This window comes from Paenibacillus lutrae, assembly GCF_009757775.1.
In the GTDB taxonomy this organism is placed as follows: domain Bacteria; phylum Bacillota; class Bacilli; order Paenibacillales; family NBRC-103111; genus Paenibacillus_F; species Paenibacillus_F lutrae.
Genome location: NZ_RHLK01000011.1, coordinates 116,838 through 141,706, shown reverse-complemented (window position 1 = coordinate 141,706; position 24,869 = coordinate 116,838). Strand labels below are relative to the sequence as shown.

Genomic DNA, 24,869 nt, shown 5'->3' with positions numbered 1-24,869 from the left:
TCTGCCGAACAGACAAGCACCCGGGTTCCTTATGGTTCCCGGGTGTTTTTTATTTGCTTTGCTGCGGGCGGTATTCGGGCGTGAATAACGGTATTCCTCCCGTCACTCCTATGTCGAACAATTGGCCTTAAATCTCTGAACTCTTCAGCTTTTTCATACGCCAAATCCCCCTCGACACTGCCCAGCTGAGCAGGAAGAGTGCCACAAGCGCGTAGCCGAGAATACCAAAATCAATAGCTTGGAACCACATCCAGATCGTTCCCTGCCCGTTCATTTCCGAGGAAAAGACCTGCGCCAGCTGCACAGTGCCTATGACGAATGCCGCAGTCACGCCCAGCGCGGTTACGAAAATATTGTAGTACAGCTTCCGCTGCGGGGTATTCAACGCCCAGCGGTAAGCGCTGGTCATGAAGATCCCGTCTGCCGTGTCCATTAGTACCATCCCTGCTGCGAATAGAATCGGCAGAGCGAAGATCCCTACGACCGGCACGCCGCCCGATATCGCACTGCCTGATACGACGAGCAGCAAAATTTCACTGGCCGTATCAAGACCGAGACCGAACAGGAAGCCGAGCGGGTAGATATGCCAGCTGCGGTTCACTACTTTGTAAAGCGGCCGGATCCATCTGGATAATAAGCCGCGTTGATGCAGAAGCTCCTCGAACTCTTCCTCTTTATAAGCGGTACCGCGCGAGCGCCGGAACAACCGGACGAGATCCAGCAAAACCCACAAGTTCAGAAATCCGATGAAAAGCAGGAACAGGCCCGATATCGACGGCCCGAAGATCCCGCCCATTCCCCGGAGGACCTCCAGATTCGTGTTCATCCAGTGCATGGACAGAACCATGATGGCCACTGCGACGAACACGACAGAGGAATGGCCTAACGAGAAGTAAAAGCCCACACCTGCCGAATTGCTCTTCTGCTGGACGAGCTTGCGGACCGTATTATCAATGACGGTGATATGATCCGCATCAAACGCGTGGCGCAGGCCAAGTGTATAGGCGAGCAGGCCCAGTCCCCACAAGGCCGGCCGTCCACCTGCCGCAATTAGGAGGAACAACAGTCCGGTAACATGCAGAATAAGTACAGGAATCATGTAGAGCAGCCACTTACGGTTACGCTGAAAATAATTCATAACAACCTTCCTTCCGCCTGATTGTGCGTGCCGAGAGCTCTCGTCTCCTTCGTCAACACTTCGTTCATGCTCCCAGACCGGTACCCCTGCAAATCCAGGGTGACGTAAGCGAATCCGAGTTCCTTAAACTTCTTATAAATGGCATCCCGGTTCTCGATTACGAGAGCCGTCTCCTCCGGCATCACTTCGATGCGGGCCAGCTTGTCGTGATGGCGAACCCGCACCTGGTAAAACCCGAGACGGGACAGGAAATATTCTCCTTCATCCAACTGGTCGATTTTCCATTTCTCGATCCGGGTGCCATACGGAATTCTGGAAGATAAGCAGGCAAAAGACGGCTTATTCCACGTCGGCAGCCCAAGCTCCCTGGAAAGCTGACGGATTTCCTGCTTGGACAACCCGGCTTCCTGCAGGGTACTCCTTACTCCCTGCTCGTTCTTAGCCTGGAGCCCCGGACGGTAATCGCCCAGATCATCGACATTAGACCCGTCCAGCACGTAGGGGTACCCCTTCTCCGCAGCCATCTCCCGCAGGTGAGTATACAGTCCTGTCTTACAGTGATAGCAGCGGTCGGGATTGTTAGCTGCAAACCCCTCGTTGTCCAGTTCTTTCACTTCGGTCGCCCAGAGCTTCACGCCCATCTCTTCCGCCAGACTTACAGCAGCATCAAATTCACGGGACGGAAACGTTTCGGAAGCGGCTGTTACGGCGAGCACCTGATTGCCAAGCTCCTGCTGAGCCCGCTTGAGGACGAAAGTACTGTCAACGCCTCCCGAGAAGGCTACCATCACACGTTCCATACGGCGGAGAATTTCACCCAGTTTCCGGTCTTTCTCACGGGTTGTTTCCTTTATATCCATCGCTGCTTCCTCCCTGGCGTCATCTTTGCAAAGCTCACCGCTGCCTGGCTCAATCGGCACACTGCTGCAGTTTCCTTGCATAAGCTCCCTATATGCGCTGCACAAGCCTGCAAACTTTCCTGCATGCCTCATGCACATAGGACAATTTCAATCAAATTACAGACGGAACAGGCAAACCCCAGTAAAACGCTTTCATTATCCGCATGCTACACTAGTCACAAGACAATCCCCAGATTACAGCCGGAGAGGATGATAACGATCATGGATCAAGTCCGTATTGGTATCGTTGGTTTAGGCAACATGGGTACAGGACACGCCAGGCATTTAATCCAGAACAAAGTGAGCGGAGCCGTATTGACGGCCGTATGCGACCAGAGCCCGGATCGTCTGGAATGGGCCAGGCAGGAGCTGGGAAATCAGCTCGCGGTTTTTACAAATGTAGAAGACATGTATGCCTCGGGTGCAATTGACGGAGTGATTATCTGTACGCCTCACTATGCTCACCCATCGGAAGCTATCGCGGCCTTCGGGCACGGTCTGCACGTACTAACCGAGAAGCCCGCCGGTGTCTACACCAAACAAGTGCGTGACATGAACCAGGCAGCCAAGGAATCCGGTAAAGTGTTCGGCATCATGTATAACCAGAGGACCCAGCCTCTCTACAGGAAGGTGAAAGATCTGATTGCCGAAGGCGAGATCGGCGAGATTCGCAGAACGAACTGGATTATTACCCTCTGGTACCGGGCGCAGAGCTATTACAACTCCGGCGGCTGGCGCGCCACTTGGGCCGGAGAAGGCGGCGGCGTGCTGATCAACCAATCGCCGCACCAACTCGACCTGTGGCAGTGGGTGGTCGGCATGATGCCCATCCGCATGCGCGCTTTCTGCTCCTTCGGCAAATACCGGACGATTGAAGTAGAGAATGAAGTAACGGCTTATGTCGAATATCCCAGCGGCGCCACCGGCGTGTTCATCACCTCAGCCTGTGAGACACCGGGCACGAACCGGCTGGAGATCATTGGCGATCGCGGCAAGATCGTAGTAGAGGACGACCGGCTGACCCTTTACCGTTCACGCCAGTCCGAGACTGAATTCAATGCTGCCTTCACAGGTATGTTCGGACAGCCGGAGTACTGGAAAATCGACATTCCCGTGGGAGAACCGCGCGGCGAGCATTATCTGATCACGCAGGACTGGATCAACGGAATTCTCCAGGGCACGCCTCTGCTTTCCCCCGGTGAAGAAGGAATTCACGGCCTTTCGCTTTCGAACGCCATGCTGATGTCCACATGGACTGACGACTGGGTGGACTTCCCGCTCGACGAAGACCGGTTCTATGAACTGCTTCAGGAACAGATCCGCAATTCCAAGACTGCCAGGACAGAGGAACCAGCCGGCACCGGGCCTATGTAACCGCTTCAAATCCGCTTGGTGAACCAAAAACGTCATGGTACACTGGATAGAGCGGATTTGCTGAAAAGCCGCCTCTGAGTCTGCTCATTTCCAGATGAAATGTGGTGCATAACACCTATGTTCTCCAATTTCTCTGTTCAAGAGGATACGCTCGGTATTACATACCGCAACGACAACCCGGTGGGCTCCGTCTTTCATTCCCACACCTACTATGAGGTGTACTATTTTCACAGCGGGAGCTGCAATTATCTGATCGGAGGCAACATCTATATGCTTCAGCCGGGAGATCTTATCCTGATGAACGGGATGACCCTCCACTGCCCGAAGGTAGATACATCCGTTCCTTACATCCGGACGACTGTCCATTTTGAACCGGCTGTTCTGAAGCCGTTCCTTGAGCTCCCCCATGCCGTCAACATGCTGCAGCCTTTTCAGGAACTCAAGAATTGCAAGCTGTCTTTGCGCGGCGGGGAGAAGGAAGAAGCGGAGCGCATTCTGCTTGAAATGCATACGCATCATACATCAGGCGGCATTATCGGCTATAACAGGCTGCATCTGGCTTTCGTCGATCTGCTTTACTTCATTCATGAGCAGTGTCTGCGGACGCAGCGGACCCGGCGCGAATTTACGTCGGAGAAAGAGAGACACGTACAGCGGATCGTCAGCTTTCTTGAGGAGCATTATGCCGAAGACCTGCAGCTGGAGCACCTTCAGAAACATCTGAATTTCAGCAAATTTTATTTATCCAAAATATTCAAAGAAATTACAGGTCTTACGATCTTTCATTTTATTTACCGGCGCCGCATTAATGAAGCCAAGACCTTGTTCATGCATGATCCGACTCAGTCGGTAACCGGGGTATGCCTGCAAGTCGGATTCAAACACCTCGCTCACTTCAGCCGCTTGTTCAAACAGCAAATCGGTCTGACACCGGAGAAATACAAGAAAATCATCCGGGACTCCCTGTCTACTTAAGCTTATTCATCCACTATGCCGTTACATGCATATGTCATTACATGCACAGATAGTAAGATCCCGGATCTTGGGATCTTGGGATCTTGTATAGCTGCGCAGGCGGACGGGATGCCGGCATCGGGCTGGCGGGCTGGCGGGAAAAATGCGCATGCATATGCCGGCTGCTTCCTACACCTTTACATGCTCAACCACTATTCGTTTATTGGGAGGTCCCCGGCTTCATGAAACTTTCCGTATTCACTGCCGCTACGCCTGATCTGACGCCGGAGGAACTTGCCTCTGCTGCACGGGAAGCCGGAATCTCGGGTGTCGAGTGGAGATATAAGGATGTACCGCCCGAAATGGCTCACGAAGCTCCTTCTTACTGGCGCAATAACCTCTGCTCCATCTCCTCAGGCTGGGACGAAGCTGAGCTCGTCCGGTTCAGACAGGCGGCGGAAGCAAACGGCCTGATCACGGTAAGTGTAACGCCCTACCTTACCTGCGGTGATCTGGATGGCACGAAGCGCGTACTGGAAGCGGCGCGCAAGCTCGGTGCCTCCTTCATCCGGCTCGGCGTCCACCGGTATGACCGCTCACGCCGCTACGGCGGCTTGTTCGAAGAACAGCAGACTTATCTGAAGGCAGCCGAAAGTCTGTGTGCCCGGTATGGTGTCAAAGGGCTCGTCGAGACCCACCATGTCACCATTGCCCCCAGCGCCTCAGCAGCTTTTCGGCTGGTAGAAGGCCTGAGCCCTGACCACATCGGAGTGCTCTATGATCCGGGCAACATGGTCTATGAAGGCTTCGAGAATTACCGCATGGGCATGGAGCTCTTGGGCCCTTACCTGGCTCATGTTCACGTTAAAAATGCCGGCTGGGAGCCAGGCCCCGAGGAAAACGGCATCGTCCGCTGGACCTCAGGCGGATGCTCTTTCCGTTCGGGCATGGTGGACTGGCGGCAGGTCATCAGCGACCTCCAGGCCGTCGGTTACCAAGGCTGGCTCGGCGCCGAGGACTTCAGCGGAGAGCTGTCCGGGCGCGAAATGCTCCGGCAGTACGGCCAGTTCATGAACTCCCTGCTGAAGTAGCCCAGAACTGGTAACCGTCTCCAAGCCGGCTGCCGCACGTTAGTGATGTCAGGCCTGCTCTGGCAGCTCCACTAGTAGTGCTAGGACTGCTTGTTCCACTTGTTCCGCTTGTTCCGCTTGTTCCGCTTGTTCTGCTTGTTCTGCTTGTTCCGCTTGTTCCGCTTGTTCCACTCGTTCGGCTTCCCGCCGCCTGATGAACCGCCAGAAGCTGCCGTTGAGCCGATCGTCTCCAGGTCACACATATCTTCCGATGATGGTTAGGCGCGCTCTTTGTCAGACGGACAATTTGGCGGCATCTATTCTTCAGCGGGATTTACACTTCATCCTTTTGTACTGCAATCCTATAACCGGAGGTATACCAATGAGTTTTGATCACAGGGAAGAGCATCGCGATCCTGCCATGCTGATGGTCCAAGCCAATCTCGATGATATGAACCCCGAATGGACCTCTTACGTGTCCGACCGGCTGTTCGAAGAAGGAGCCAACGACGTCTACTGGATTCCGATTCTGATGAAAAAAGGCCGCCCTGGCATCATGCTCAATGTCCTCGTGGAGGAGACCCGGCTGGAGGCGGTAGAAACGGTTATTTTCCGCGAAACGACTACGCTCGGTATCCGTTATACCCCCGCCGTATGCCACCGGTTATCCAGGGAATTCCGTTCAGTCGAGACTTCCTGGGGTCTTCTGACGGTCAAAGCCGGCTACCACAGAGGCAAACTGGTCCAGTATGCGCCTGAATATGAGGAGTGCTCTGAAATCGCACGGAAGCACGGAATTCCGCTCAAATCCGTGTACGATGAAGTGCGGGTGCAATTTAGCAAGCTCATGCCTGCGCCTGAGCCGGAGTAATCCGTTTCGTCGTTGAATGGAGGATTGCAGGGCTTAGGCTTAGCTGTTGCGGTTGTAATTAAGGGATGCCTATATGAATTGATATGCCCAATTACAATAAAGTGCAGAAAGCACAAGAACCTTCAATCCCACTGTTAGAGTGGTTCCGAAGGTTCTTGTGCTTATCTGTTAGGACTGCCTCACTTGAGCTGCCTGAGCGGCATGCTCCATTCTTCAGCCCTTAAGATCCGTGTCCGATCTGTGTCCGATCCGCATCAGTGAACAGGTCGTCCGTCTCTTCTGACTCCCTGTTCTTCCACTGTAATCACCGCAAGCGGGTCGGCAGCCCCGACGATCGCTTTGAATTTCGTCATTTCCATGAAATGAACGACATAGGAGAATGAATGCGGTGTGCGGCGGCTTCTGTGCCTTGCTCCTTCTGCATCTTCTTCCCCGGTCAGTTCCTCCCGATTGTTTACGACTTCATTAGCCGGCTGCTGTGGGTACTGGGCTATACGTCCGAGGCGCCTTTCCACCTCCTGCTCAATATCCTCAGGCCATAAGCTGGTAATATTCACCCGCCGATGAACGGTAAATCCCCTCATCGCAAAGTGAACCATTTCATAAGCCAGCAAATAGGCAAGAATAGAATACATGGCCTGTTCCCAGCCGTAAACAAAACCCGCGCCGGTTAAGATCATCAGATTGAGCAGCATCACTCCGTGGTACGCGGCCCCGGCATCTTTTATTTTCCAGGTGCCGTTCGTCATTTCAAGTGTATCAAGCGTCCCTCCATACCTGACCACAAGACCGATCCCCAGACCTAAAGCCAATCCTCCGCCTAATGCGGCAGGAAGTCCGTTCTCAAGCAGGGCCGGTACGGGGTGCAGGAAGAGAGTGCTCACCGAGAAAACAAACAGTCCCAGGAAGGTGACGAGCACCCATTCCCTGCGTACACGGCGGTAAGACAATAAGATAAGCGGCAGATTCAGCACAAACAGGAACAAACCGAGCCGCATTTCTGTAAAATGAGCGAACAGTGCGGAGACACCCGTCATTCCGCCCACAATCATCCCGTTCGGGATAAGAAACAGTTCAAGCCCGACAGCGGCCAGAAAACTGCCGAGAACGACCATCAACAGCTTAAATCCCCACTGCGTTCGGGTTAGCCTGGGGGTTAGCCTGCCAAAGTCAGTTTGCTTAGCCGGTAATGCCGGAACACGTACAAGCTTCATTCCGATTCCTCCTCTTCGCTAGGTCAATTCCACCCACAAGGATGGTTTCTTGCCAAACAGCGCTTTGGATCTGAATACAGATCAGCTTCCTCCTTCTTTGGGTAGAACCTGTTTTTTCTCCTTGGAGGGCGTTTTGAATTTAAAAATTTTATCCAGCGCTTTATAAATGTGCTTGCTTTCTTTCGTCAGAAGCGGCCCCAGAATAGCAAGGATGAGTACATAGAGCGCCGCAAAAGGCTGAATAATCGTGAGCAGGCCGCCTGCTTTGGCCATGTTGGCCATAATAATGGAAAATTCACCGCGGGCCACAATCGTCAGACCGATATTAGACGAAGCTTTGGGCGAGAGGCCTGCCGTTTTACCCGCGAACATACCCGCAACGAAATTGCCGAACAGCGTAATGAGAACCGCTCCCAGCGACAGCCATACCGCCCCGCCAAGCGCGAAGGGATCGATCGTGAGGCCGAAGCTGAAGAAGAAGATCGCACCAAAGAAATCACGGAACGGCAGAATGAGGTGCTCAATCCGTTTGGCATGCTCCGTTTCAGCCAGGACGAGTCCGACAAGGAGCGCGCCGATAGCTTCCGCGACATGGATCGTCTCCGAGAATCCCGCAATGAGGAACAGAATGGCAAAAATGACGAGCGCGAACAATTCATTCGAGCGGATATTGAGTGCTTTGTTCAAGAAGGGCACAGCCTTCCTGCCTGCAATGAGCAGCACCAGCATGAAGCCGAGCGCTATCAGGGCCGACATCAGGACGCCGCCGAGCGTAGAAGACCCGCTGAGGACGAGACCCGAAAGAATAGAGATATATACGGCAAGGAACACATCCTCGAACATGATAATGCCCAAAATCATTTCCGTTTCTGCATTGGCTGTTCTTTTCAAGTCAACAAGCACTTTAGCCACAATCGCACTGGACGAAATGGTAGTGATCCCTGCGATCACCAGAATTTCCTCCAGCGGAAATGATAAGGACCAGGCAAATAATACACCCAGTGAAAAGTTGATGAGAATATAAATCGTTCCCCCGATGGCGATGGAACGGCCCGACTTGATCAGCCGGCCCACGGAGAACTCTAACCCCAGATAGAACAAGAGGAAGAGGACACCGATCCGTCCCATAAATTCAATCAGCGGCTGGCTTTCGATAAAACGGAAGTCAAAATGCCACCACTGCAAAGCATGGGGGCCTACCGCCATTCCAACCAGAATATAGAAGGGAATGACGGAAAAGCGGAGTTTGGCAGACAACAGTCCGGCCCCTGCAATAAGTGCAATGGCCAGACCTACCTCAAATACAAGATGATTCATCTATTCAACCACTTCCGTTCAGTAAAATTTGTTTGATAAGTCTCTGCTGTTCCCGTTCACCTGCGGCAATCAAGGTCGTTTCGGCTTTGAGCACAACTTCCGGCCCCGGGTTAATCTGCTGCTTCTGGTTCCGCTCTACGATGGCGATCACCGTTGCCCCGGAGTTCTGCCGCACATCCAGCTCCCCGATTGATTTCCCCACACACTTATAATGGGATTCGATTTTATACCACTCGATAATAAGATCGTGAAGGGCGACTTCGATCGTCTCCAACGCTTTGGGCTTATATGTCATTCCGCCTACGATAGCCGCGACTTGTCTAGCCTCATCATCATCCAGCGTAATCATCGAAATGCTCTCATCGGGATCTTCATGGTCAAAATGGTACATTTCACGCCTTCCGTCATCATGAATAATAACGACCAGCTTATCTCCGCCCCGGCTGTCGATCACAAACTTCTTCCCGATTCCCGGTAAATCCGATTCTCTAACGTACATACTCGTATTGCCTCCCATATCTTTCATAGTTATAACGGAATCTTTGCGGCAGCAAAGCCGTTATTCTGTCTGTTTCCTGCCGGCGCAGCGATACAAGGACTCAACGGCTGAAGACAGACGGGTGCCTTGGTTTACCGGCTGTTTTTTTGACCGGATTAATCTGAAGTGCCCTGTATCATTCCGTTGTTTAATCACTAACCCCGTCACAAAAATCAACTTACATTATTACGATAACAATCCGACAGGCGTACTTATAGAAACCGGCTCAACCGGCGTTTTTTTAATTAAATCCGTACATCATTCATGAGTGAATAGATAAAGGAGCTAAATCAAACAAGAAGGAGTGTGGCCCACGAACGTGGAGGTGAATTTTATGGGGTCAAGCAGTTGTCTTCGTTTTAACAGGGATATGTAGGGTCTGAAGGAAAAACTCGTAATAAAAGCGCTGAGGGCAAGGAACAGAGGCAGAACAAACAAGACCAGTAAAGTATTGGCCACATTAACCAGTTTTTTAAAAATTTTAGCGAAATGAGGAGCGCTCTTGCGGACGGTATTTTTCGAAGTGCCATCCTTAAGCGGGATCGAGGTATCAAAACTATACTCGGTAAACACGTTGTCATGTATTTTGGCAGGAACGGAGATGCTGCAAATCAGGGAGAGGATCAGGAAAATAACCCAGTTGATTCTAACAAATGAATATCTCAAATCCTCTCCCCCTTTGATTATCTGTTACTAATATGATAACACATTTGGAGCCTATCTCCAAGTAAACGCCTACATTTTATGCGGTATCCATTAGTTCATACCTATGACTAAATTCCCCCGTCCATGTCAAAAAACAGCTCCCCTAATATACGGAAGCTGTTTGAAGTGAACATCGGGTTGAGGCCTGGGATTACGGCAGCCCTTTTAATGATTATGCTTAGGGCTTTGCTCCAGTTCATTAGGAGGTTCGGACTCTTGAACCGGTTCATGGCTGTGATCATGCGTATGGCCGGGGCCATCATCGTGACTGTGCGCATGCGCATGGCCGTGGTCATCACTGTGTACGTGCGCATGGCTGTGCCCCTGATCGGGACTATCCTCGTGCACGTGGCTCTGGCCATGATTATGGCTGTGATCTTGCACGTGGCTGTGGCCGTGGTGATGTACAGGATCATGATCGTGGCTGTGTGCATGTTCATGCTCATGCGAGTGAGTATGCGCATGGCTGTGCGTATGCGCGTGCTGCCTCAGGCCGGACGTATCCGTTCCGACTATGACGCGCAGCACGTTGGGCTGCTCCGGCAGGTCGCGTGTACCCGCCCCGTAGCCAATCGCCTCTACGATCATCGGCGGAATCCCGTCGCAGAACTCATCGACGATTCCGGAGACGACGCCCGCTCCAGTCGGTGTAGTCAATTCGTAGCGGAGATTCGTCGAAGCAACAGGAAGCCCGCGCATCATCTCCAGCGTAGCCGGGGCAGGCACCGGATAGACACCGTGGTCAATCCGGATGGTCCCTGTGCCGAGCGGAACCGGTGATGAATAGATTTGATCTACCTGAAGAGAATCTATAGCAAGTGCAATACCGACGATGTCCACGATAGAGTCAATCGCTCCGACCTCGTGAAAATGAACGGTTTCCAGCGGAATTCCATGAATTTTGGACTCCGCCAGACCGATTTTCTCAAACATCGCCAGACTTAAGCTTGTAACGCGTTCGTTAAAGCCGGCCTCGGTCAGCATAGCAACGATCTCGGAATAATGCCTGTGATGAACAGGCGGGTGCGCGGGATCCGGCACAACATCGAATTTCAAGGAGGAGATGCCCCGCTTAATGACACGTTTCCACTCAAGGGTGAACGGTTCCAATCGAATCCGCTGAAGCTCTTCTTCCAAGTACAAGCGGTCCGCCCCGGCATCCACCAAAGCGGCAACCGTCATATCTCCGCTTAAGCCGGAGAAGCAGTCGAGATACAAAATTCGCATAGGACTCATCCTCTTTCATGAGTATTTGATCGGATCATACTTGCGTAATAACCGCCGCCGAAGCCATTGTCGATATTCACGACCGCGACTCCGGGAGAGCAAGAGTTGAGCATGGAGAGCAGCGGTGCCAGGCCGCCAAAGTTAGCTCCGTAGCCGATACTCGTCGGAACGGCTACGATCGGCTTAGAGACGAGTCCGCCAACCACGCTGGCAAGCGCTCCCTCCATTCCGGCAACCACCACGATGGAATTGGCCCCGCGAATGAGCTCCAGCCGGCGGAACAGCCGGTGAATCCCTGCCACGCCGACATCATAGATGCGCTCTGCGCGTACGCCCATATACTCGGCGGTTACAGCCGCTTCTTCCGCTACAGGCAGATCAGAAGTACCGGCGCAGACAACCGCCACATACCCTTCATGCAGCACAGGCGGCTGACTGCCGCTGCGGTACCAGGTAACGGCCCGGGCAGCTGTGTGATAGACAGCCCCGTTCACAGCGCCGGTGAGCGCCGCGGCTTTATCCGTATCAATCCGGGTGGCAAGCACGCGATCCGAATGCTCGGACAGCTTCTGAAAGATAGCCAGCAGCTGTTCCACCGTCTTGCCCTCGCCGAAGATCACTTCCGGACAGCCCGTCCGCGTCTCCCGCTGCAAATCCAGCTGAGCGAATCCGAGATTCAGCTCCTGCTCCGCTCCTGCACGGCTGTGCATGGCTGCGGTGATTTGCTTCCCCGCCTCGGCCGGGTCCAGTGCCCCGCTCTGAACGAGCTTGAGTATATGTTCAAGATCTGTCATAAGGCTTCCTTCCCCTTTCATTAGGGAATATCCGTGACAAAATCATTGTAGCACAATCTTTCCGCTCTGGAATGCTTCGTGATACGGGCACAATAAGGGTCACGTCGTCCGGCGCGCAACGTATGGTCCGAAGCAGTCGTCTACATAGAAGGAGTCTTTTTATCACCCAGATCCATTCATTCCCTAACCTTGACTTGGCTAACCATCACCAAAACTCTACGGGCAGGTGTTCTCCATGCTTACCTTTTATTTGTTCCCGATCTCTTACGCTATCGCCACCTTTCCGATTGCGGCTGTTCTGTTTACCCTGCCCTTCCTGCTTTTTCAGTACCGGAAGCATGGTTATATTAACAAATACCGGGCTTTCCTGCTGTATTTGTTTCTCTTATATATGATGAACGCCCTTTACCTGGTCATTCTGCCGCTGCCGGCCAGCATCCATAATGAGCCTCCGCAGGCAGCCTCCTACGTCCAGTTGGTTCCTTTCCACTTTGTTCTGGATATTCTGAAAGAAACAGCCGTTGATCCGCAGCAGCCGGCCACCTATCTTCATCTTTTAAAAGAAAGGGCATTCCTTCAGGTCGTGTTCAACGTCTTGCTCACTGTCCCGTTCGGAATTTTCCTGCGCTATTATTTCCGGGTGAGATGGGCCGCCTGCCTGCTGCTTTCTTTCAGCCTGGCTCTCTTTTTCGAAATTACGCAGGTCACAGGCTTATACGGCATCTATGATTACCCTTACCGGCTGTTTGATATCGACGATTTGTTGACGAATACCACAGGGGGTATGGCGGGTTTCGTTGCAGCGGCCTGGATATCCGCTGTACTGCCGCGTATGGACAAACTCGATGAACATGTGGATTTTTCAGCTAAACGGGTCACTTATACGCGCCGGGGGCTTGCTTTTATGATGGACTGGTTTCTGGCGCTGCCTCTGCTGACCTTCCTTACCGCACTCGACTTTCCCTATCCCTTCGTATCTATGGTGCTGGTCTATTTCATGGTCATCCCGTATGCCACGAACGGATTTACTGCCGGCAAATGGATCGTCCGGATCCGTCTGCAGGGAAAAGGAAAACGAATCCGTCTTAGCGAACTTCTTATCCGGTACGGTCTGCTCTACTTGCTTCTGGGAGGCCTTCATGTTCTTATGCTCCCGATCGGAAGCAGCTCTCTGCCTAATGTGGCCAAAGCCCTTTGCACCGTCGGTCTCTTCGTCACCGATATGACGCTTGGCATTCACCTGCTGCGCTGTGTGTTCAACCGCAGCCGCCGACTGTTCTACGAAGCGAAAAGCGGAACGCGGCATGTCATCCATTGGGATGAGGAGAATAAGTCCCGCGTTCAAGCATAAAAAAGACCTGGCTCCCGTTTACCGAGGCCAGGTCTTCCGTATGAACCTATGAACCGCATCGTTCCATGGGACACGTCTCTTATTGATGCGTTAAGCGCAACTTATGCGCGAATACCGGCGGCTTGAAGCTTTGAGGCCTGCGAGCACTAGAGTTTAACCGCCGCTCCGCCTGTCTCACTTACTTCCAACGTGACGGGCTGCGTGTACAAATCATAGCGGCCTCCGCCTTCGATTGAAGCGGTGTATCTAAGCAGTACATGAGCGGTTCCCTGCTCTTTCGCAGTCACTTTGCCTCCGCTTACAACAATCTTATCCTGGCCGTCCAGCACAATAATTTCCGCTTTCGAATCCGTCCTCGTTCCTTTGAAGGTTTCCACGATAACGGACAAACCCGTGCTCTCATTCATGTCCAGCACTACTTTTTCTATGCCCGGTGTGACGGATGCGGCCCAGTCCGAAGCCCAGAATGCGTAGTCTGTCGTAATGCCGTAAGCCCCGTAACCGAAGTACCGCATGAAATTCGCTTTGTCGTTAAACGTCCACGGAGAAACGATTAGTCCCCTGTGCTTCGCGGCCTCCATAAAATTCTGACCGAGGCCTGAATAGGTAGTATTAAGCGTCGTATTCCGCACCTGCATCAGCTTGAGCGTACCGGACAGCGACTGATCGACTTTCGATTCATTCGCTATTTCACCGGTCAGCAGCCCGCATGGCATTTCCGGCATCAGCTCGGACAGCCTTCTCAACTGCTCGGCATCGAAAGACATCACGTTCATGAGGTCTTCGGCATTCTTATCCCTGATAACCTGAACCAGCTTCTCCATCGCCGCCGGATTCTTCGATTTCATTTCCGCCAGGATCATTTTTCCCTTGCTGCGGGCCAGATCAATCTGCTCCTCCAGTGTCGGGATTTGTACATTCGGGTATCCGCTTGGAAAAAGCTTATTCGCATTCAATTTCTTGAGCTGCGCGAGAGTAAAGTCTTCTACCTTGCCTTTTCCGTTCGTCGTGCTTTCTACAACAGGATCATGAATGATGACAAGATGACCATCTTTGGTCAAATACATATCGTTCTCTATAAAATCTGCCCCGGCTTCGAGTCCTAGCCGGCCGCTTATGATGGTATTCTCCGGAGCCTTGGACGGCATTCCGCGGTGTGCGATAATGTAAGGCTTGCGAACGAGTGTCTTCTCATGGGAATACAGCTTAAGAGCTCCGAGCGCGATCTTCGGCGAATCCGTGACAATCCCGTTCACTCCCGCTGTGATAAGCGTGTGAACCGCCAGATTGGTACGGGGCGCATCGGAAATCTCCTTGGCCCAGACGACGATCAGGCGCTGCTGGAGATAGTTCACCGCCTCCCTGGAAGAAGCCGCCGCAGGCATAATGGCGATCTTGGCCAGGTTCTTGGTGGTCTGGCGCCGGATGTTCATTAGCCCCTCACGGGATAGATCACCCGCTGCGCTAAAATCAACAATCCCGCGTACAACCGGGTATTCGGTCCGGGCTCTTTTAACCAGCTCACCCTGATCCGAGACGACAAAGGCATCCTCGATGCCTTTTCTTTTCAGCATACTGACCAAACGGTCCACCGTTTCCTTGTTCTTCACATAGAACGCCGGGATCATCTGCCCGTCCACCGTACTGAGCACGGTTTCAAGACTTCCCAGTTCCGTCTTGCCGGCGGGATCCGTTACGATCAGCCCGCTGTTCACATGCAGGATCAGAGTAGCAGGCAAGGCCGGAGCCTTGAGCTTGCTGAGCTCTTCCTTGTTCTGCAGCTCGGTGACAATGGTCGGAGCAAGCGCAATCCGGGTATCCGGCTCCATGACCGGTATCAGCTTATTTCCTGCTGCAGACGGTTTGGATGCTGCACCGGCCCCGGTGCTGCCTGCCTTGCCTTCGCCCTGCGGCCCGGTTTCGCCTTTGGCATGACTGGCCTGTCCGCCGGATTGCGCTTTATCCAGGGTACGGCCGGGGTTCGCACCCGCACTGATTTGCCCTGCAGGTATCCTGCTGCTTTCAAGCACCTTACTGTCCGTATCGGCCATTTGGGCATGCGGCAATCCCGCTTGCAAAGGAATGACGATGCTAACCAAGGCCAATAGAACTCCCACACACAAAAAACTCCAGCGACGTGTCAACAGTTTCCGTTCTTTCCCTGTGGACGGTTTCAGGTACTTGAAAAATTTTGCAGGATGCTGCACGGCTCTCCCCCTGACATCAATTGAATTATAGTGAACCGCTAACTCTGATAGACACTAAAACGAGGGACTGAGCAACCTTATATCTTGGCCTGTATAATAAACCTATTTGTACATTTGTATTGTATCAATTTCTTATGAGCCGGAAATCAATTCCGGATAAAGAAACGTTGAACTTTCCTCAAACTTTTCTGACAAATTAAAAACTTCCCGAAGGGTTTTGTGCCCTTCGGGAAGTTTTTTGTCGAATAAGTACGTTTTTAAGGCATACTGTTCAGTTGCGGCTTCACGGTTTTGGCAAAGGTGTATCCGTTCGAACCGTCCCAGTTAATAGACCAGGTCATAGCTCCCCGGATATCCGGATATTTGGCGACCGGCTTATAGCTGCCGCAGCTGTTGCCCGTAGCCAGGCAGTTCAGTGCCTGGTTAACGACTGCGGCCGAGACATAACCGCCTCCCGCAGCAGATGGAGTGGCCGGTACTCCGAGGCCGAGTTGTGACGCCGGTACCCATTGCAGCGTCAGATCAGTCAGTGCGGTCAGGAAGTCTACCGTTCCCTGAGAGTAGCATTTGCCGTCGCGGCCGAGCATACAACCGGAGTTATAGTACTGCGTATTGATGACCGTCGTAATATCTTTGACATTCGCATAGAACTGCAAATAGCTGCTCTGATTGCTCTGCATATCGATCGTTTGAGGAGCCATGGTCAGAATGAAACTTGGCCCTACTTTCTGCTGAAGCTGACGGGCTGCACTGGTCATATTCGGCACGTTAAAGCCGTGCTCCAGATCTACATCCAAACCATCAAAACCATATTGAGTAATGAGTGCGGACATGCTGTCCACAAAATTCTTTACGTTCGGGGATGCCGAGCTAAGGTCGATGTTGCCCTTCTCGCCGCCGATGGACAGAATGATTTTCTTGCCCTGAGCTTGCTTGGCCTTGATATCGCTTAAAAATTCAGCTTCGGTATAACCGCCGAGAGCCGTTGCCAGACTCGGATCAATGGCAAAAGTCACGCCGCCCGGTTTGGTACGGTCCATCTCCGCGAAAGATACGGCAATAATGTCATATTCCGCCGGAACGTCGCGCAGCTTCAAGTTCTTGGCGCCGTTGACAAAGTTCTGCCAGTACCCGGTGAGAATATGCTTAGGAAGCTGACCGCTGCCTCCGCCGCTAGGCTGGGTCTTGGCACTAATCGCCGCGCTTGCTGCCGACACGTTGCCGGCACCGTCTTTGGCTTTGACGGTAAAGTTGTAAGAGGTGTCCGCAGCCAGTCCCGTTACGGTTGCAGTTGTACCGGTCACTGCCAGGGCCAGCGTACCGTTCCGGTATACTTCATACTGTGTAACGCCTACGTTATCCGTAGAAGCGTTCCAGGATAAGGAGACGCTGGAGGTTGTTGCTCCTGTCGAGGCAAGTCCCGCCGGGACTGTCGGAGCTTGTGTGTCCGGTCCGCTGCTGCCCGGCTGAGTCGCCGCGCTGAGCGTGTTGCTTACTCCGGATACATTGCCGGCCGCATCCTTGGCTTTGACCGTATAGGTGTACGTTGTATTCGCGGTAAGCCCGGTATCCGTATAAGTCAACGCCGTTCCGGAAGCGCTTCCAATTAAGGTTGTACCACGGTAGATGTCATAGCCGGTCACACCTACATTATCCGAGGCTGCGTTCCATGCAAGCGCAATGCTTGTCGTCGTCGACGTCCCGGATACCCTCAAATTCGATGGAGCAGATGGAGCCTGAGTATCCGGCGTACCGCCGCCCGTAACTACTTTCCAGAGTGCGGGCACATTCGGCGGCTCCCAGCCGTTCAAAGACGTATGCGGCTGTACAACCTGATAGGTTTTACCCCCGTAGCTTACCGTGTCGCCGGATGCATACGAAGTCGAAGCTGTCCACGCTCCCCGGTCTGCCGCTGAAGCCATCGCCGGAATCAAGCTTAAGAAAAGAGTAGTCGTCAATACTAATGTAGACGCTTTCTTAAATATCGACTTTTGTCCCGTCAAATCTTTTTTCATTAATTTATCCCTCCTAGAATTGGGTTGTACAATAAATGCCCCGCTTTGGTTCCATTCACATGGCATCCCTCAGTCAACTTTAGCATCCGCACCTCCATTTCCAATCAAAAGGAAAAGTATGGAACTCCGGGCCCGATAAATCCGGCCCTATTTCCATTAAACCATGCAGCGTTTTCCAGCTGTAGGGGTAAATTGCTTGAATACAGGGAGAAGATTTCGTTATACGCCACAAAAGCCCGGCTCGTCCTGCCGCCGGACTTCAGTTCTTATTCACACAGGCAGATGCCTGCCTGTAGTCATTTCCGCAAATACCTCACTACCCGCCCAACTGGAAAAACCGTTTATTAAATTGGAAAAGTAATCCTCATTCTTCCAAAATTTTATCGCTTAGACGGATCTACTCTTCCTCACGCACCCATAAATCCTGATATTCTTTCTTTCTTCTAAAAAGCGCATGGGCAAATGAGCACGCGGGTACTATTTTCTTGTTATTTTCGCGCGCATGCGAAACGACTCGGCTTACCAGCTCTTCTCCGATCTTCCTTCCCCGCAGAACTTCAGATACGAACGTGTGAGTAATAACCAGAGCTTCCCCCTGGGGCACGAAAGTAATTTCTGCGACAACATGCCCGTCTATTTTCATAGCGAATCCATTGCCTTCCTGTACCATTTCCTTCATTTTTCTCACTCCTATCAAGTATGTATGGCGTACGAACGGCCTACCTATAATTCCCTGGTTTTATTAACGTCAGCCTTTTTAGTCTAACCGCTTCTTTTACCCTTAACCGTCATGAGAGCGCACTAATCCGACAGAAATTGCCCGAACGCCGACAACAGTCAAAGAGAGCACCGATTCTGATAGAATCGATGCCCCGATAGAAGATAAGTATTCTAGCCTTCTTCGAGCTTGAAATCTCCCGAGCTTGTTTGGACATTCAGCTTAACATCGCCGCTGCCGAACGTTCCTCTCAGAACGTCGCCCTCTTCACTCTTCTCCTGGTACTCAATGCCTGTAAAGCCTATTTGACCGTTGCCGGAGCCGCCCCGGAAGTCAACTTCGAGTGATTTAGGCTGCCGGGCCAGTTCAACGGTCGCATTCCCGCTGCCCAGCTTCAAATCGGTATTATGAAGCAGCTCTTCCGCCTCTATGCGGACATTGCCGGAGCTGACATGCCCCTCCACAGCGGATTGACCGTCGAATAACTCAACGTTGCCGCTGCCCAGATCGAATTTTAATAGATCCGCTGTATACTTCGTCACATTCAAATTACCGGAGGCAAGCTGCAGATCCATCTGATCCGTCTCGATTTGAGATAACGTCGCATTCCCGCTTCCGCCGTTTAATTCGATCTTTTGGAAGGCTATTTCCTGCGCGCTGATATTGCCGCTCCCCACTTTGATCCCGATGGAATCGCCCTTTAGCTCAGCCAAATCTATATTCCCGCTTCCGGTCTCCAGCTTGGCTGATTTCCACTGCTTCTCGGGCAGTTCCACGTTCATTTCGATGTCCAGCACTTTAAATCCGATGCTGACGACATCCTGATTCAGTCCCAGTACGAGTGTGTCTCCTCTGGTTTCCACTTTCAAATCCAGTTTGTCGGCATAATTCGAACTTGCTCTCCCACTCAGAGTGACCCTGGCTTGATCGCCGCTTCCACGCGTCACTTTCACATCCGCGCTGCCAACGTCCAGTTCCAGTTTATTCAGCGAGCTTGAATCCACGGATTTCTCTAAATAAATTTCTTCAGTTCCGAAAGAAAATCCGGTCCAGGTAAACACTCCAATCGGATTCAGAAAATACAGCAAGGACAGCAGCCCCGCTCCTATCAAGAGGAATCCTACATTTCTTTTCAAAGTTATCTCTCTCCATTCCTGTATCGATAAATACGGCCGAAACTTACTTGGCTCCATCAGTATACCACCATATTTTTCCTTATACATTAGACTTCCGAACGTAATTTTTCCCCGTCCTAAGTCCAGGTCTATTCCGCCTCCAGAGGGATTCCCGGTTCTTTGTAGAGGAGACGGCTGCACAAGCGCCCATCGGATTCATATACTGAAATAATTGCATCTGTTCATCAAGAAAGGAGGGACTGCATGCTTCCCCATTCTTATTATATATGGCCAAGGCAGGCTGACTATCCGCCTTGGCCCTATGCCGCCGGCTATCCCGCCTACGGGTACGGCAATCCGGTCCCGGAACGCAAATATCCGACCGTCAATACGAGCACGCTCAGCCAGTCTATCCTGGCCTTTCGCAAGTTAATGGCGGACGGAAGCCAAGTGCTGGCCAGACTGGCGGATAAAAGCTTCGCTCATCAGGTCATGTCCGCCGCTCAGGCTGGCAATAAGCTGGAAGTAGACCGCCTGATGAAGTCGATCGGGGTCAGCTCGATCATTACTACCCGGTACACACCCAGTTCCATTATCCTGGAAATAGATCCCGATATCGAAGGCACGCCCTGCTGCAATTTAACGATGGCTTTAAAATGGGGACAGTAGAAGAGAGACCCTGCACGTCCGGAATCTGCCGCATGTCCGTTTTGAAATGCCAAAAAGGCCACCCGCTATATATACGGGCGGCCTTTCGGTCTTAAATGATATCCAGCGGTATCTTACTCACAGGAGCCGGAAATTCTTCATCGAGTCTTACCAAGTCATCCTCCGAAAGCTGAATAAGCGCAGCGCCGGCATTCTGCAGCACATGTTCTTCCGTCGATGCTTTGGGGATGGCCAGCACATCTCCTCCTCGGATACACCAGGCCAGCAGAAGCTGCATTGGCGTAATCTCATGACGCTCCGCGATATCCTTCACCGCCCGGCTCTGAAGGAGCTCACTTCTTAACGAACCTGCCTGTGCAAGCGGACTGTATGCCAGGACCGGCATACGATAATCACGCTGCAAAGGCAGCAAATCGTATTCAATCCCACGGGAGCCCAGATGATAGAGGACCTCATTCGTGGCGCAGTTTACTCCGCCCTGCAGACCGGACAACTCCAGCATGTCCGCTGCATCGAAGTTGGAGACGCCCCATCTGCTTATTTTCCCCGCTTCAACCAGCCGCTGCATTCCTTCTATCGTCTCACTCAACGGGACATTGCCCCGCCAGTGAAGCAGGTAAAGGTCAAGATGATCGGTTTTCAGCCGCTTCAAGCTTGCATCACAACTCTTCTCCAGCTGATCCAGTCCGGCATGGTGAGGATAAACCTTGGATACAAGGAAAATATCCTCCCTGATTCCCTGAATCGCCTCTCCGACAAGCGCCTCCGATCTGCCGTCCCCATACATTTCCGCCGTATCAATGACTTTCATGCCCAGCTCTACGCCAAGTCTGAGTGCTGCAATTTCATCCTGCCGCTTAGAGGGATCCTCTCCGATCTGCCAGGTTCCCTGTCCCAGCCTGGGCAGCAGGGTGCCATCCGCCAGTCTGATCGGATTCGTGTTCATAGCCTGCTGAATAGGTTCTATTGCAGTTTTTTTAAAAACAGTCATTGCCCCACCTCATTTTCGTTGTATTCCGCTGTCTATTATTTTTCCCGAATACGTTGAGACTGAATCAATATCTGAATATGGAACATATCGGAATTGCTAATAACAGGCAATTTACCAAAAATTGTTTGACAAATCTATTTCGCCTTTTTATAATATCCATATAAACCCATGAGAATAGTAGGATAAACATCGGACCCACCGATCCTTCGGAGGCTGTCGTTATAAACGGCAGCCTTTTGCTGTTTTTTGAAAGGGGGAATGTCTAACGGATTGTGCGGCCCTATTCGCGGCTCAGATCAATCTGAGTACATCGGTCCACATACCGCAAAGCGGTAATCAACCATTCTGGAGGGATTATTAATGAGAAAAACGTTCACTTCGCTCACTTTGACAGGCGCTCTGCTCTTAGCGGCCGCCGTACCGGCAGGCGCAGCTTCTACCGAAGCCGCGGCAACCCCCCAATCGGTCGCGCCCAAGTTCCTCGGAGAAACGTGGAATGCGCCCGCAGGTTTATCGAATGACGAGAAAGTCTGGAGCTTCCTGGACAGCAAGAAAGGCGCCATTCAACTCGGCAAGTCCGCCAAGGAGCAGCTGAAAATCGTGAAACGCCAAAAAGACGCCGCTTCAGGAACGGAGCATTACCGGCTGAAGCAGTATATCCAAGGTATACCGGTCTACGGTGCTGAGCAGACGGTGCATTTGGATAAGAAAGGGAACGTTTCTTCTTATCTCGGCAGCATCTTACCTGATGCTCAGCAAAATGTAACCAACGGACTGACAGCCGCCATCAATGCTTCCGAAGCCATCGCCAAGGCTAACGCCGATGCCGAGAAAAAACTCGGTAAACTCGGCGAACAGCAGAAAGCTCCTCAGGCGGAACTGACGATTTATCCCCTGGAAGGCAAGAACCTGCTCGCTTATGTGACTGAAGTGAACGTGCTGGAGCCCTCTCCGGCCCGTACCCGCTATTTTATTGACGCGGTAAGCGGCGAGATCATCCGCAGCTATGATCTGCTCCAGCATGCGGTAGGCACAGGTACCGGCGTTCTGGGCGATACGAAGCAGTTCATCACCACACAGAGCGGAAGCAGCTATCAGCTCAAGGACACGACTCGCGGGAAAGGGATCCAGACCTATACCGCTAACAACCTGTCCTCCCTTCCCGGCAGCGTGGTAACCACCACGAATAATAACAATTGGACGGATCGTGCGGCCGTCGATGCTCATGCTTATGCGGAGAAAGTCTATGATTTTTACAAAAACAAGTTCAACCGCAACAGCCTCGACGGAAACGGCCTGCTGATCAAATCAACCGTCCATTACGGTAAAAAATACAACAACGCCTTCTGGAACGGCGTACAGATTGTATACGGAGACGGCGACGGAACAACCTTCCTTCCTTTCTCCGGAGATCTGGACGTGATCGGGCATGAGTTGACTCACGCCGTCACCGAGTATTCCGCGGGTCTTGAATACTATGGGGAGTCCGGGGCGCTGAATGAATCCATCTCCGATATTTTCGGCAATACGATCCAAGGTACGACCTGGCTCGTAGGAGATGACATTTATACGCCTAATACTCCGGGTGACGGCATCCGCTCCCTCTCTAATCCGGAGCTCTATAACCAGCCCAACCACTACAGCAACAAATATACAGGCACAGCTGACAATGGCGGCGTGCACATCAACAGCGGCATCAATAACAAAGCCTTCTATCTTCTCTCCCAGGGTGGCACTCATTCTAACGTAACTGTAACCGGCATCAGCCGGGATAAGGCAATCAAAATTTATTATCATGCACTGACTTATTACCTCTCCCCTTACTCTACTTTCGCGGATATCCGGGATGCGGCCGTTCAATCTGCCGTTGATTTATACGGAGCCGGTTCCGGTGAGTCCGTCTCTGTAGGCAAAGCTTACGACGCTGTAGGCGTATATTGATCAGACCTCTGTCTCATTTGTGCCAAAAAAAACAAAGCAGCTCCCCTTACCGGGCGGGCTGCTTTGTTCTGTCAGGCGCTGCCTGACACTAGTGTATGAGAAGTTAAGCTCCGTACAGCAGGAAGAAATTGATGTCATGCCCCAGCTGTTTCAGATAGTTGAACAGTTGGGAGCGGTGGTGAAACATATGAGTGACGACCTCAATCAGCCACTTGCTCTGAACCATTCCATGATCCAGATAGAAGGCCTTCGTCGACTTGCGCAGCAGTTCTTCCTCCGTTAGCCCGGTGATATATACCTTGAAGCTATCGAAATTCTCCCGCAGTTGCCTGGACAACTGCTCCGGTTCAGATATTCCCTGCACACGATTCTCGACAGCTTCCACCTCTGGCTGCTCTTTTTCCTGAAGAATCGCAAGATCCGAAGCCGGAATCGAGACAAGATGATGGACCAGCTGCTGCAGCGTACGCATGTTTTCCTGCGGCGTGTACGTCCATTCCTCCGGTTTAATTCTGTTGATCAGTGATTCACTTGTACGAACCGCGAGTTCCAATTCACCCAGGAGATGATCCCGGATTTCCAATACTCCGCTCATGTGATTCCGCCCTTTCTTCCATCCGTGATATAAAATTCCTGTCCGCAGCGGCCGCCTGCGTTCCGGCAGTCCGAGACGCAGGCGGTCCGTTCGACAACATCCATTCGACAACCCGTGCTCCCTGTCTGCAGAACTTGCATGCAAGGCTGCATGTAATTCCAGTATAACCCTAAATTCGGGTCAAGAATTGGACAAATCGGACATGCCCCGGTACTCTTGCGCAGCTATGACCGGCGTATCCCCGTAGAAACGCTTGAATTCCCGGATCAGGTGAGCCTGATCATAGAATCCCCTCTCCAGCGCAGCCGTCCGCCAATCGGTAATGCGGCCTGCCTTTATCTCCCGCAGCACGGACTGAAACCGCACAATCTCCATGAATTTCTTGGGGCTCGTCCCTATCCACTGGCCGAATTTCCGGTTCATCTGGCGTGTACTGACTGCCTCCGATGCCGCCATACTCTGTACATTCTCTTGGCCGCCCGAAATAAAGATGCGGTGGAGAAGATTTTGTATCAGTATGTCACCGTCTCTTTCTTGCTTACGCAAACGGGCAAGCAGATAGCTCTCCATCTCCCGGACTTGTTCCGTGAAGGAGGCGGCCCGCATAATCCGTTCCCGTACACCGCTCCCCAAATCCGGTAAAAGCACTTCCAGCGGTAAAGCCTGATTGGCTAACCCGTCCAGCGGAATTCCCATAAACCGGCAGGCCCCTCCGGGGAAAAAGCGGACACCAAAGCTTCGCACAGGCTGCTGCTCGCTATATTTAATCGTAAAAGCATGATCAAAAATGCCGCAGTAGATAGCAGCGCAGCGATCCCTGTACAGGTCCTGCTTCACGATAATATCCGTACACCCGTCCGGCAGTACACGGTCAACACTTGTACCGGATGAAGTATCAAGCGGCCGTCCATGTACCGGCGGAGCCGGTTCGGATATCCAGTAACAAGCCACATAGGGCCTGAGTGCAGGCGAGGGGGTCATTTCGCGGTACACATAAGCAGAGGCTCTGCCATTGCCCTGAACCGGGCAAAACAGAGGATGCAACCGGGCATCCATCGCACTCCTCCTTTTCTGCCATTCTGACTGGAAGCTATCTGGAAGAAGAGAGCTGTCGCTGAACTATCCTTCCGCCGGCGTCCGTTTCCATTATTTGAGATCACTATACC

General features: G+C 52.2%; 22 protein-coding genes. 7 read left to right on the top strand and 15 right to left on the bottom strand.

The genetic code is table 11. The features are described 5' to 3' along the window. Nucleotides 1-127: 127 nt before the first annotated feature. Both EDM21_RS17690 and larE read right to left on the bottom strand, forming a co-directional pair. Complete coding sequence (locus EDM21_RS17690) at nucleotides 128-1,138, bottom strand: HoxN/HupN/NixA family nickel/cobalt transporter (RefSeq protein ID WP_157337642.1); 1,011 nt, start codon at nucleotides 1,136-1,138, stop codon at nucleotides 128-130. After that, nucleotides 1,135-1,992, bottom strand: coding sequence for an ATP-dependent sacrificial sulfur transferase LarE (larE, locus tag EDM21_RS17685; protein ID WP_420850674.1), 858 nt, complete (start codon nucleotides 1,990-1,992; stop codon nucleotides 1,135-1,137). The genes EDM21_RS17690 and larE overlap by 4 nt, the downstream gene beginning before the upstream one ends. A 267-nt stretch (nucleotides 1,993-2,259) precedes the next feature. Between larE and EDM21_RS17680 the strand changes: the two genes are divergently transcribed. The 3 genes from EDM21_RS17680 (at nucleotide 2,260) to EDM21_RS17670 (ending at nucleotide 5,456) form a co-directional block, all read left to right on the top strand. Further along, entirely contained in the window at nucleotides 2,260-3,411 is a 1,152-nt protein-coding gene (locus tag EDM21_RS17680; RefSeq protein WP_157337630.1) for a Gfo/Idh/MocA family protein, read from the top strand. Between the two features lie 117 nt (nucleotides 3,412-3,528). Beyond that, the gene (locus EDM21_RS17675) at nucleotides 3,529-4,386 is read left to right on the top strand and encodes an AraC family transcriptional regulator (RefSeq protein WP_157337628.1); all 858 of its coding nucleotides are present in this window, start codon (nucleotides 3,529-3,531) and stop codon (nucleotides 4,384-4,386) included. A 221-nt stretch (nucleotides 4,387-4,607) separates the two neighbouring features. Then, a complete protein-coding gene (locus tag EDM21_RS17670) occupies nucleotides 4,608-5,456 on the top strand; it encodes a sugar phosphate isomerase/epimerase family protein (protein WP_157337626.1) in 849 nt (282 codons plus the stop codon). Nucleotides 5,457-5,536: 80 nt separating this feature from the next. Here the strand turns inward: EDM21_RS17670 and EDM21_RS17665 are convergent, their stop codons facing one another. Further along, nucleotides 5,537-5,698: a hypothetical protein gene (locus EDM21_RS17665; RefSeq protein ID WP_157337624.1), complete on the bottom strand. Its 162-nt coding sequence runs from the start codon at nucleotides 5,696-5,698 to the stop codon at nucleotides 5,537-5,539. Between the two features lie 119 nt (nucleotides 5,699-5,817). On the opposite strand from EDM21_RS17665, the gene larC2 reads away from it, so the two are divergent. Next, nucleotides 5,818-6,306, top strand: coding sequence for a nickel pincer cofactor biosynthesis protein LarC2 (larC2, locus tag EDM21_RS17660; RefSeq protein ID WP_157337622.1), 489 nt, complete (start codon nucleotides 5,818-5,820; stop codon nucleotides 6,304-6,306). Between the two features lie 254 nt (nucleotides 6,307-6,560). On the opposite strand, the gene EDM21_RS17655 is transcribed toward larC2, so the two are convergent. The 5 genes from EDM21_RS17655 to larB form a co-directional block, all read right to left on the bottom strand. After that, nucleotides 6,561-7,520 carry a YitT family protein gene (locus tag EDM21_RS17655; protein ID WP_157337620.1) on the bottom strand — a complete coding sequence of 320 codons (960 nt, stop codon included), beginning with the start codon at nucleotides 7,518-7,520 and terminating at the stop codon, nucleotides 6,561-6,563. Between the two features lie 81 nt (nucleotides 7,521-7,601). Then, complete coding sequence (locus EDM21_RS17650; RefSeq protein WP_157337618.1) at nucleotides 7,602-8,837, bottom strand: cation:proton antiporter; 1,236 nt, start codon at nucleotides 8,835-8,837, stop codon at nucleotides 7,602-7,604. Nucleotides 8,838-8,841: 4 nt separating this feature from the next. Further along, nucleotides 8,842-9,336, bottom strand: a complete 495-nt coding sequence (locus EDM21_RS17645) for a cation:proton antiporter regulatory subunit (protein ID WP_157337617.1) — start codon at nucleotides 9,334-9,336, stop codon at nucleotides 8,842-8,844. A 909-nt stretch (nucleotides 9,337-10,245) separates the two neighbouring features. Continuing rightward, nucleotides 10,246-11,307 (bottom strand): nickel pincer cofactor biosynthesis protein LarC, encoded by a 1,062-nt coding sequence (gene larC, locus EDM21_RS17640; protein WP_157337615.1) that lies wholly within the window; start codon nucleotides 11,305-11,307, stop codon nucleotides 10,246-10,248. Nucleotides 11,308-11,312: 5 nt separating this feature from the next. Then, nucleotides 11,313-12,101, bottom strand: coding sequence for a nickel pincer cofactor biosynthesis protein LarB (larB, locus tag EDM21_RS17635; RefSeq protein WP_157337613.1), 789 nt, complete (start codon nucleotides 12,099-12,101; stop codon nucleotides 11,313-11,315). 235 nt (nucleotides 12,102-12,336) lie between these two features. On the opposite strand from larB, the gene EDM21_RS17630 reads away from it, so the two are divergent. Continuing rightward, nucleotides 12,337-13,452, top strand: coding sequence for a VanZ family protein (locus EDM21_RS17630; protein WP_157337611.1), 1,116 nt, complete (start codon nucleotides 12,337-12,339; stop codon nucleotides 13,450-13,452). 146 nt (nucleotides 13,453-13,598) lie between these two features. Here EDM21_RS17630 and EDM21_RS17625 read toward each other — a convergent pair whose 3' ends face one another. The 4 genes from EDM21_RS17625 to EDM21_RS17610 form a co-directional block, all read right to left on the bottom strand. Continuing rightward, complete coding sequence (locus EDM21_RS17625; protein WP_338044010.1) at nucleotides 13,599-15,569, bottom strand: glycerophosphodiester phosphodiesterase family protein; 1,971 nt, start codon at nucleotides 15,567-15,569, stop codon at nucleotides 13,599-13,601. Between the two features lie 347 nt (nucleotides 15,570-15,916). Continuing rightward, nucleotides 15,917-17,674: a fibronectin type III domain-containing protein gene (locus EDM21_RS17620; protein WP_157337609.1), complete on the bottom strand. Its 1,758-nt coding sequence runs from the start codon at nucleotides 17,672-17,674 to the stop codon at nucleotides 15,917-15,919. Nucleotides 17,675-18,071: 397 nt separating this feature from the next. Beyond that, a complete protein-coding gene (locus EDM21_RS17615; protein ID WP_157337607.1) occupies nucleotides 18,072-18,353 on the bottom strand; it encodes a GNAT family N-acetyltransferase in 282 nt (93 codons plus the stop codon). Between the two features lie 212 nt (nucleotides 18,354-18,565). Then, the gene (locus tag EDM21_RS17610) at nucleotides 18,566-19,528 is read right to left on the bottom strand and encodes a DUF4097 family beta strand repeat-containing protein (protein ID WP_157337605.1); all 963 of its coding nucleotides are present in this window, start codon (nucleotides 19,526-19,528) and stop codon (nucleotides 18,566-18,568) included. A 243-nt stretch (nucleotides 19,529-19,771) separates the two neighbouring features. Between EDM21_RS17610 and EDM21_RS17605 the strand changes: the two genes are divergently transcribed. Further along, nucleotides 19,772-20,176, top strand: coding sequence for a hypothetical protein (locus EDM21_RS17605; RefSeq protein ID WP_157337603.1), 405 nt, complete (start codon nucleotides 19,772-19,774; stop codon nucleotides 20,174-20,176). A 91-nt stretch (nucleotides 20,177-20,267) separates the two neighbouring features. Here the strand turns inward: EDM21_RS17605 and EDM21_RS17600 are convergent, their stop codons facing one another. Beyond that, nucleotides 20,268-21,167, bottom strand: a complete 900-nt coding sequence (locus EDM21_RS17600; protein ID WP_157337601.1) for an aldo/keto reductase — start codon at nucleotides 21,165-21,167, stop codon at nucleotides 20,268-20,270. A gap of 360 nt (nucleotides 21,168-21,527) precedes the next feature. On the opposite strand from EDM21_RS17600, the gene EDM21_RS17595 reads away from it, so the two are divergent. Beyond that, nucleotides 21,528-23,108, top strand: a complete 1,581-nt coding sequence (locus tag EDM21_RS17595) for a M4 family metallopeptidase (RefSeq protein ID WP_157337599.1) — start codon at nucleotides 21,528-21,530, stop codon at nucleotides 23,106-23,108. Nucleotides 23,109-23,211: 103 nt separating this feature from the next. Here EDM21_RS17595 and EDM21_RS17590 read toward each other — a convergent pair whose 3' ends face one another. After that, complete coding sequence (locus EDM21_RS17590; RefSeq protein WP_157337597.1) at nucleotides 23,212-23,703, bottom strand: DinB family protein; 492 nt, start codon at nucleotides 23,701-23,703, stop codon at nucleotides 23,212-23,214. A gap of 180 nt (nucleotides 23,704-23,883) precedes the next feature. Next, the gene (locus tag EDM21_RS17585) at nucleotides 23,884-24,759 is read right to left on the bottom strand and encodes a helix-turn-helix domain-containing protein (RefSeq protein WP_157337595.1); all 876 of its coding nucleotides are present in this window, start codon (nucleotides 24,757-24,759) and stop codon (nucleotides 23,884-23,886) included. Nucleotides 24,760-24,869: the final 110 nt, after the last annotated feature.

Bases quoted from the DNA above. Each gene is read 5' to 3' on its own strand.
- EDM21_RS17600 (WP_157337601.1), bottom strand. From the start codon at position 21,167: ATGACTGTTTTTAAAAAAACTGCAATAGAACCTATTCAGCAGGCTATG.
- larC2 (WP_157337622.1), top strand. From the start codon at position 5,818: ATGAGTTTTGATCACAGGGAAGAGCATCGCGATCCTGCCATGCTGATG.
- EDM21_RS17620 (WP_157337609.1), bottom strand. From the start codon at position 17,674: ATGAAAAAAGATTTGACGGGACAAAAGTCGATATTTAAGAAAGCGTCT.
- EDM21_RS17585 (WP_157337595.1), bottom strand. From the start codon at position 24,759: ATGGATGCCCGGTTGCATCCTCTGTTTTGCCCGGTTCAGGGCAATGGC.
- EDM21_RS17675 (WP_157337628.1), top strand. From the start codon at position 3,529: ATGTTCTCCAATTTCTCTGTTCAAGAGGATACGCTCGGTATTACATAC.
- EDM21_RS17650 (WP_157337618.1), bottom strand. From the start codon at position 8,837: ATGAATCATCTTGTATTTGAGGTAGGTCTGGCCATTGCACTTATTGCA.
- EDM21_RS17605 (WP_157337603.1), top strand. From the start codon at position 19,772: ATGCTTCCCCATTCTTATTATATATGGCCAAGGCAGGCTGACTATCCG.
- EDM21_RS17655 (WP_157337620.1), bottom strand. From the start codon at position 7,520: ATGAAGCTTGTACGTGTTCCGGCATTACCGGCTAAGCAAACTGACTTT.
- EDM21_RS17590 (WP_157337597.1), bottom strand. From the start codon at position 23,703: ATGAGCGGAGTATTGGAAATCCGGGATCATCTCCTGGGTGAATTGGAA.
- EDM21_RS17670 (WP_157337626.1), top strand. From the start codon at position 4,608: ATGAAACTTTCCGTATTCACTGCCGCTACGCCTGATCTGACGCCGGAG.
- EDM21_RS17680 (WP_157337630.1), top strand. From the start codon at position 2,260: ATGGATCAAGTCCGTATTGGTATCGTTGGTTTAGGCAACATGGGTACA.
- EDM21_RS17645 (WP_157337617.1), bottom strand. From the start codon at position 9,336: ATGTACGTTAGAGAATCGGATTTACCGGGAATCGGGAAGAAGTTTGTG.
- larC (WP_157337615.1), bottom strand. From the start codon at position 11,307: ATGCGAATTTTGTATCTCGACTGCTTCTCCGGCTTAAGCGGAGATATG.
- EDM21_RS17665 (WP_157337624.1), bottom strand. From the start codon at position 5,698: ATGTGTGACCTGGAGACGATCGGCTCAACGGCAGCTTCTGGCGGTTCA.
- EDM21_RS17615 (WP_157337607.1), bottom strand. From the start codon at position 18,353: ATGAAGGAAATGGTACAGGAAGGCAATGGATTCGCTATGAAAATAGAC.
- larB (WP_157337613.1), bottom strand. From the start codon at position 12,101: ATGACAGATCTTGAACATATACTCAAGCTCGTTCAGAGCGGGGCACTG.
- EDM21_RS17630 (WP_157337611.1), top strand. From the start codon at position 12,337: ATGCTTACCTTTTATTTGTTCCCGATCTCTTACGCTATCGCCACCTTT.
- EDM21_RS17690 (WP_157337642.1), bottom strand. From the start codon at position 1,138: ATGAATTATTTTCAGCGTAACCGTAAGTGGCTGCTCTACATGATTCCT.
- EDM21_RS17595 (WP_157337599.1), top strand. From the start codon at position 21,528: ATGAGAAAAACGTTCACTTCGCTCACTTTGACAGGCGCTCTGCTCTTA.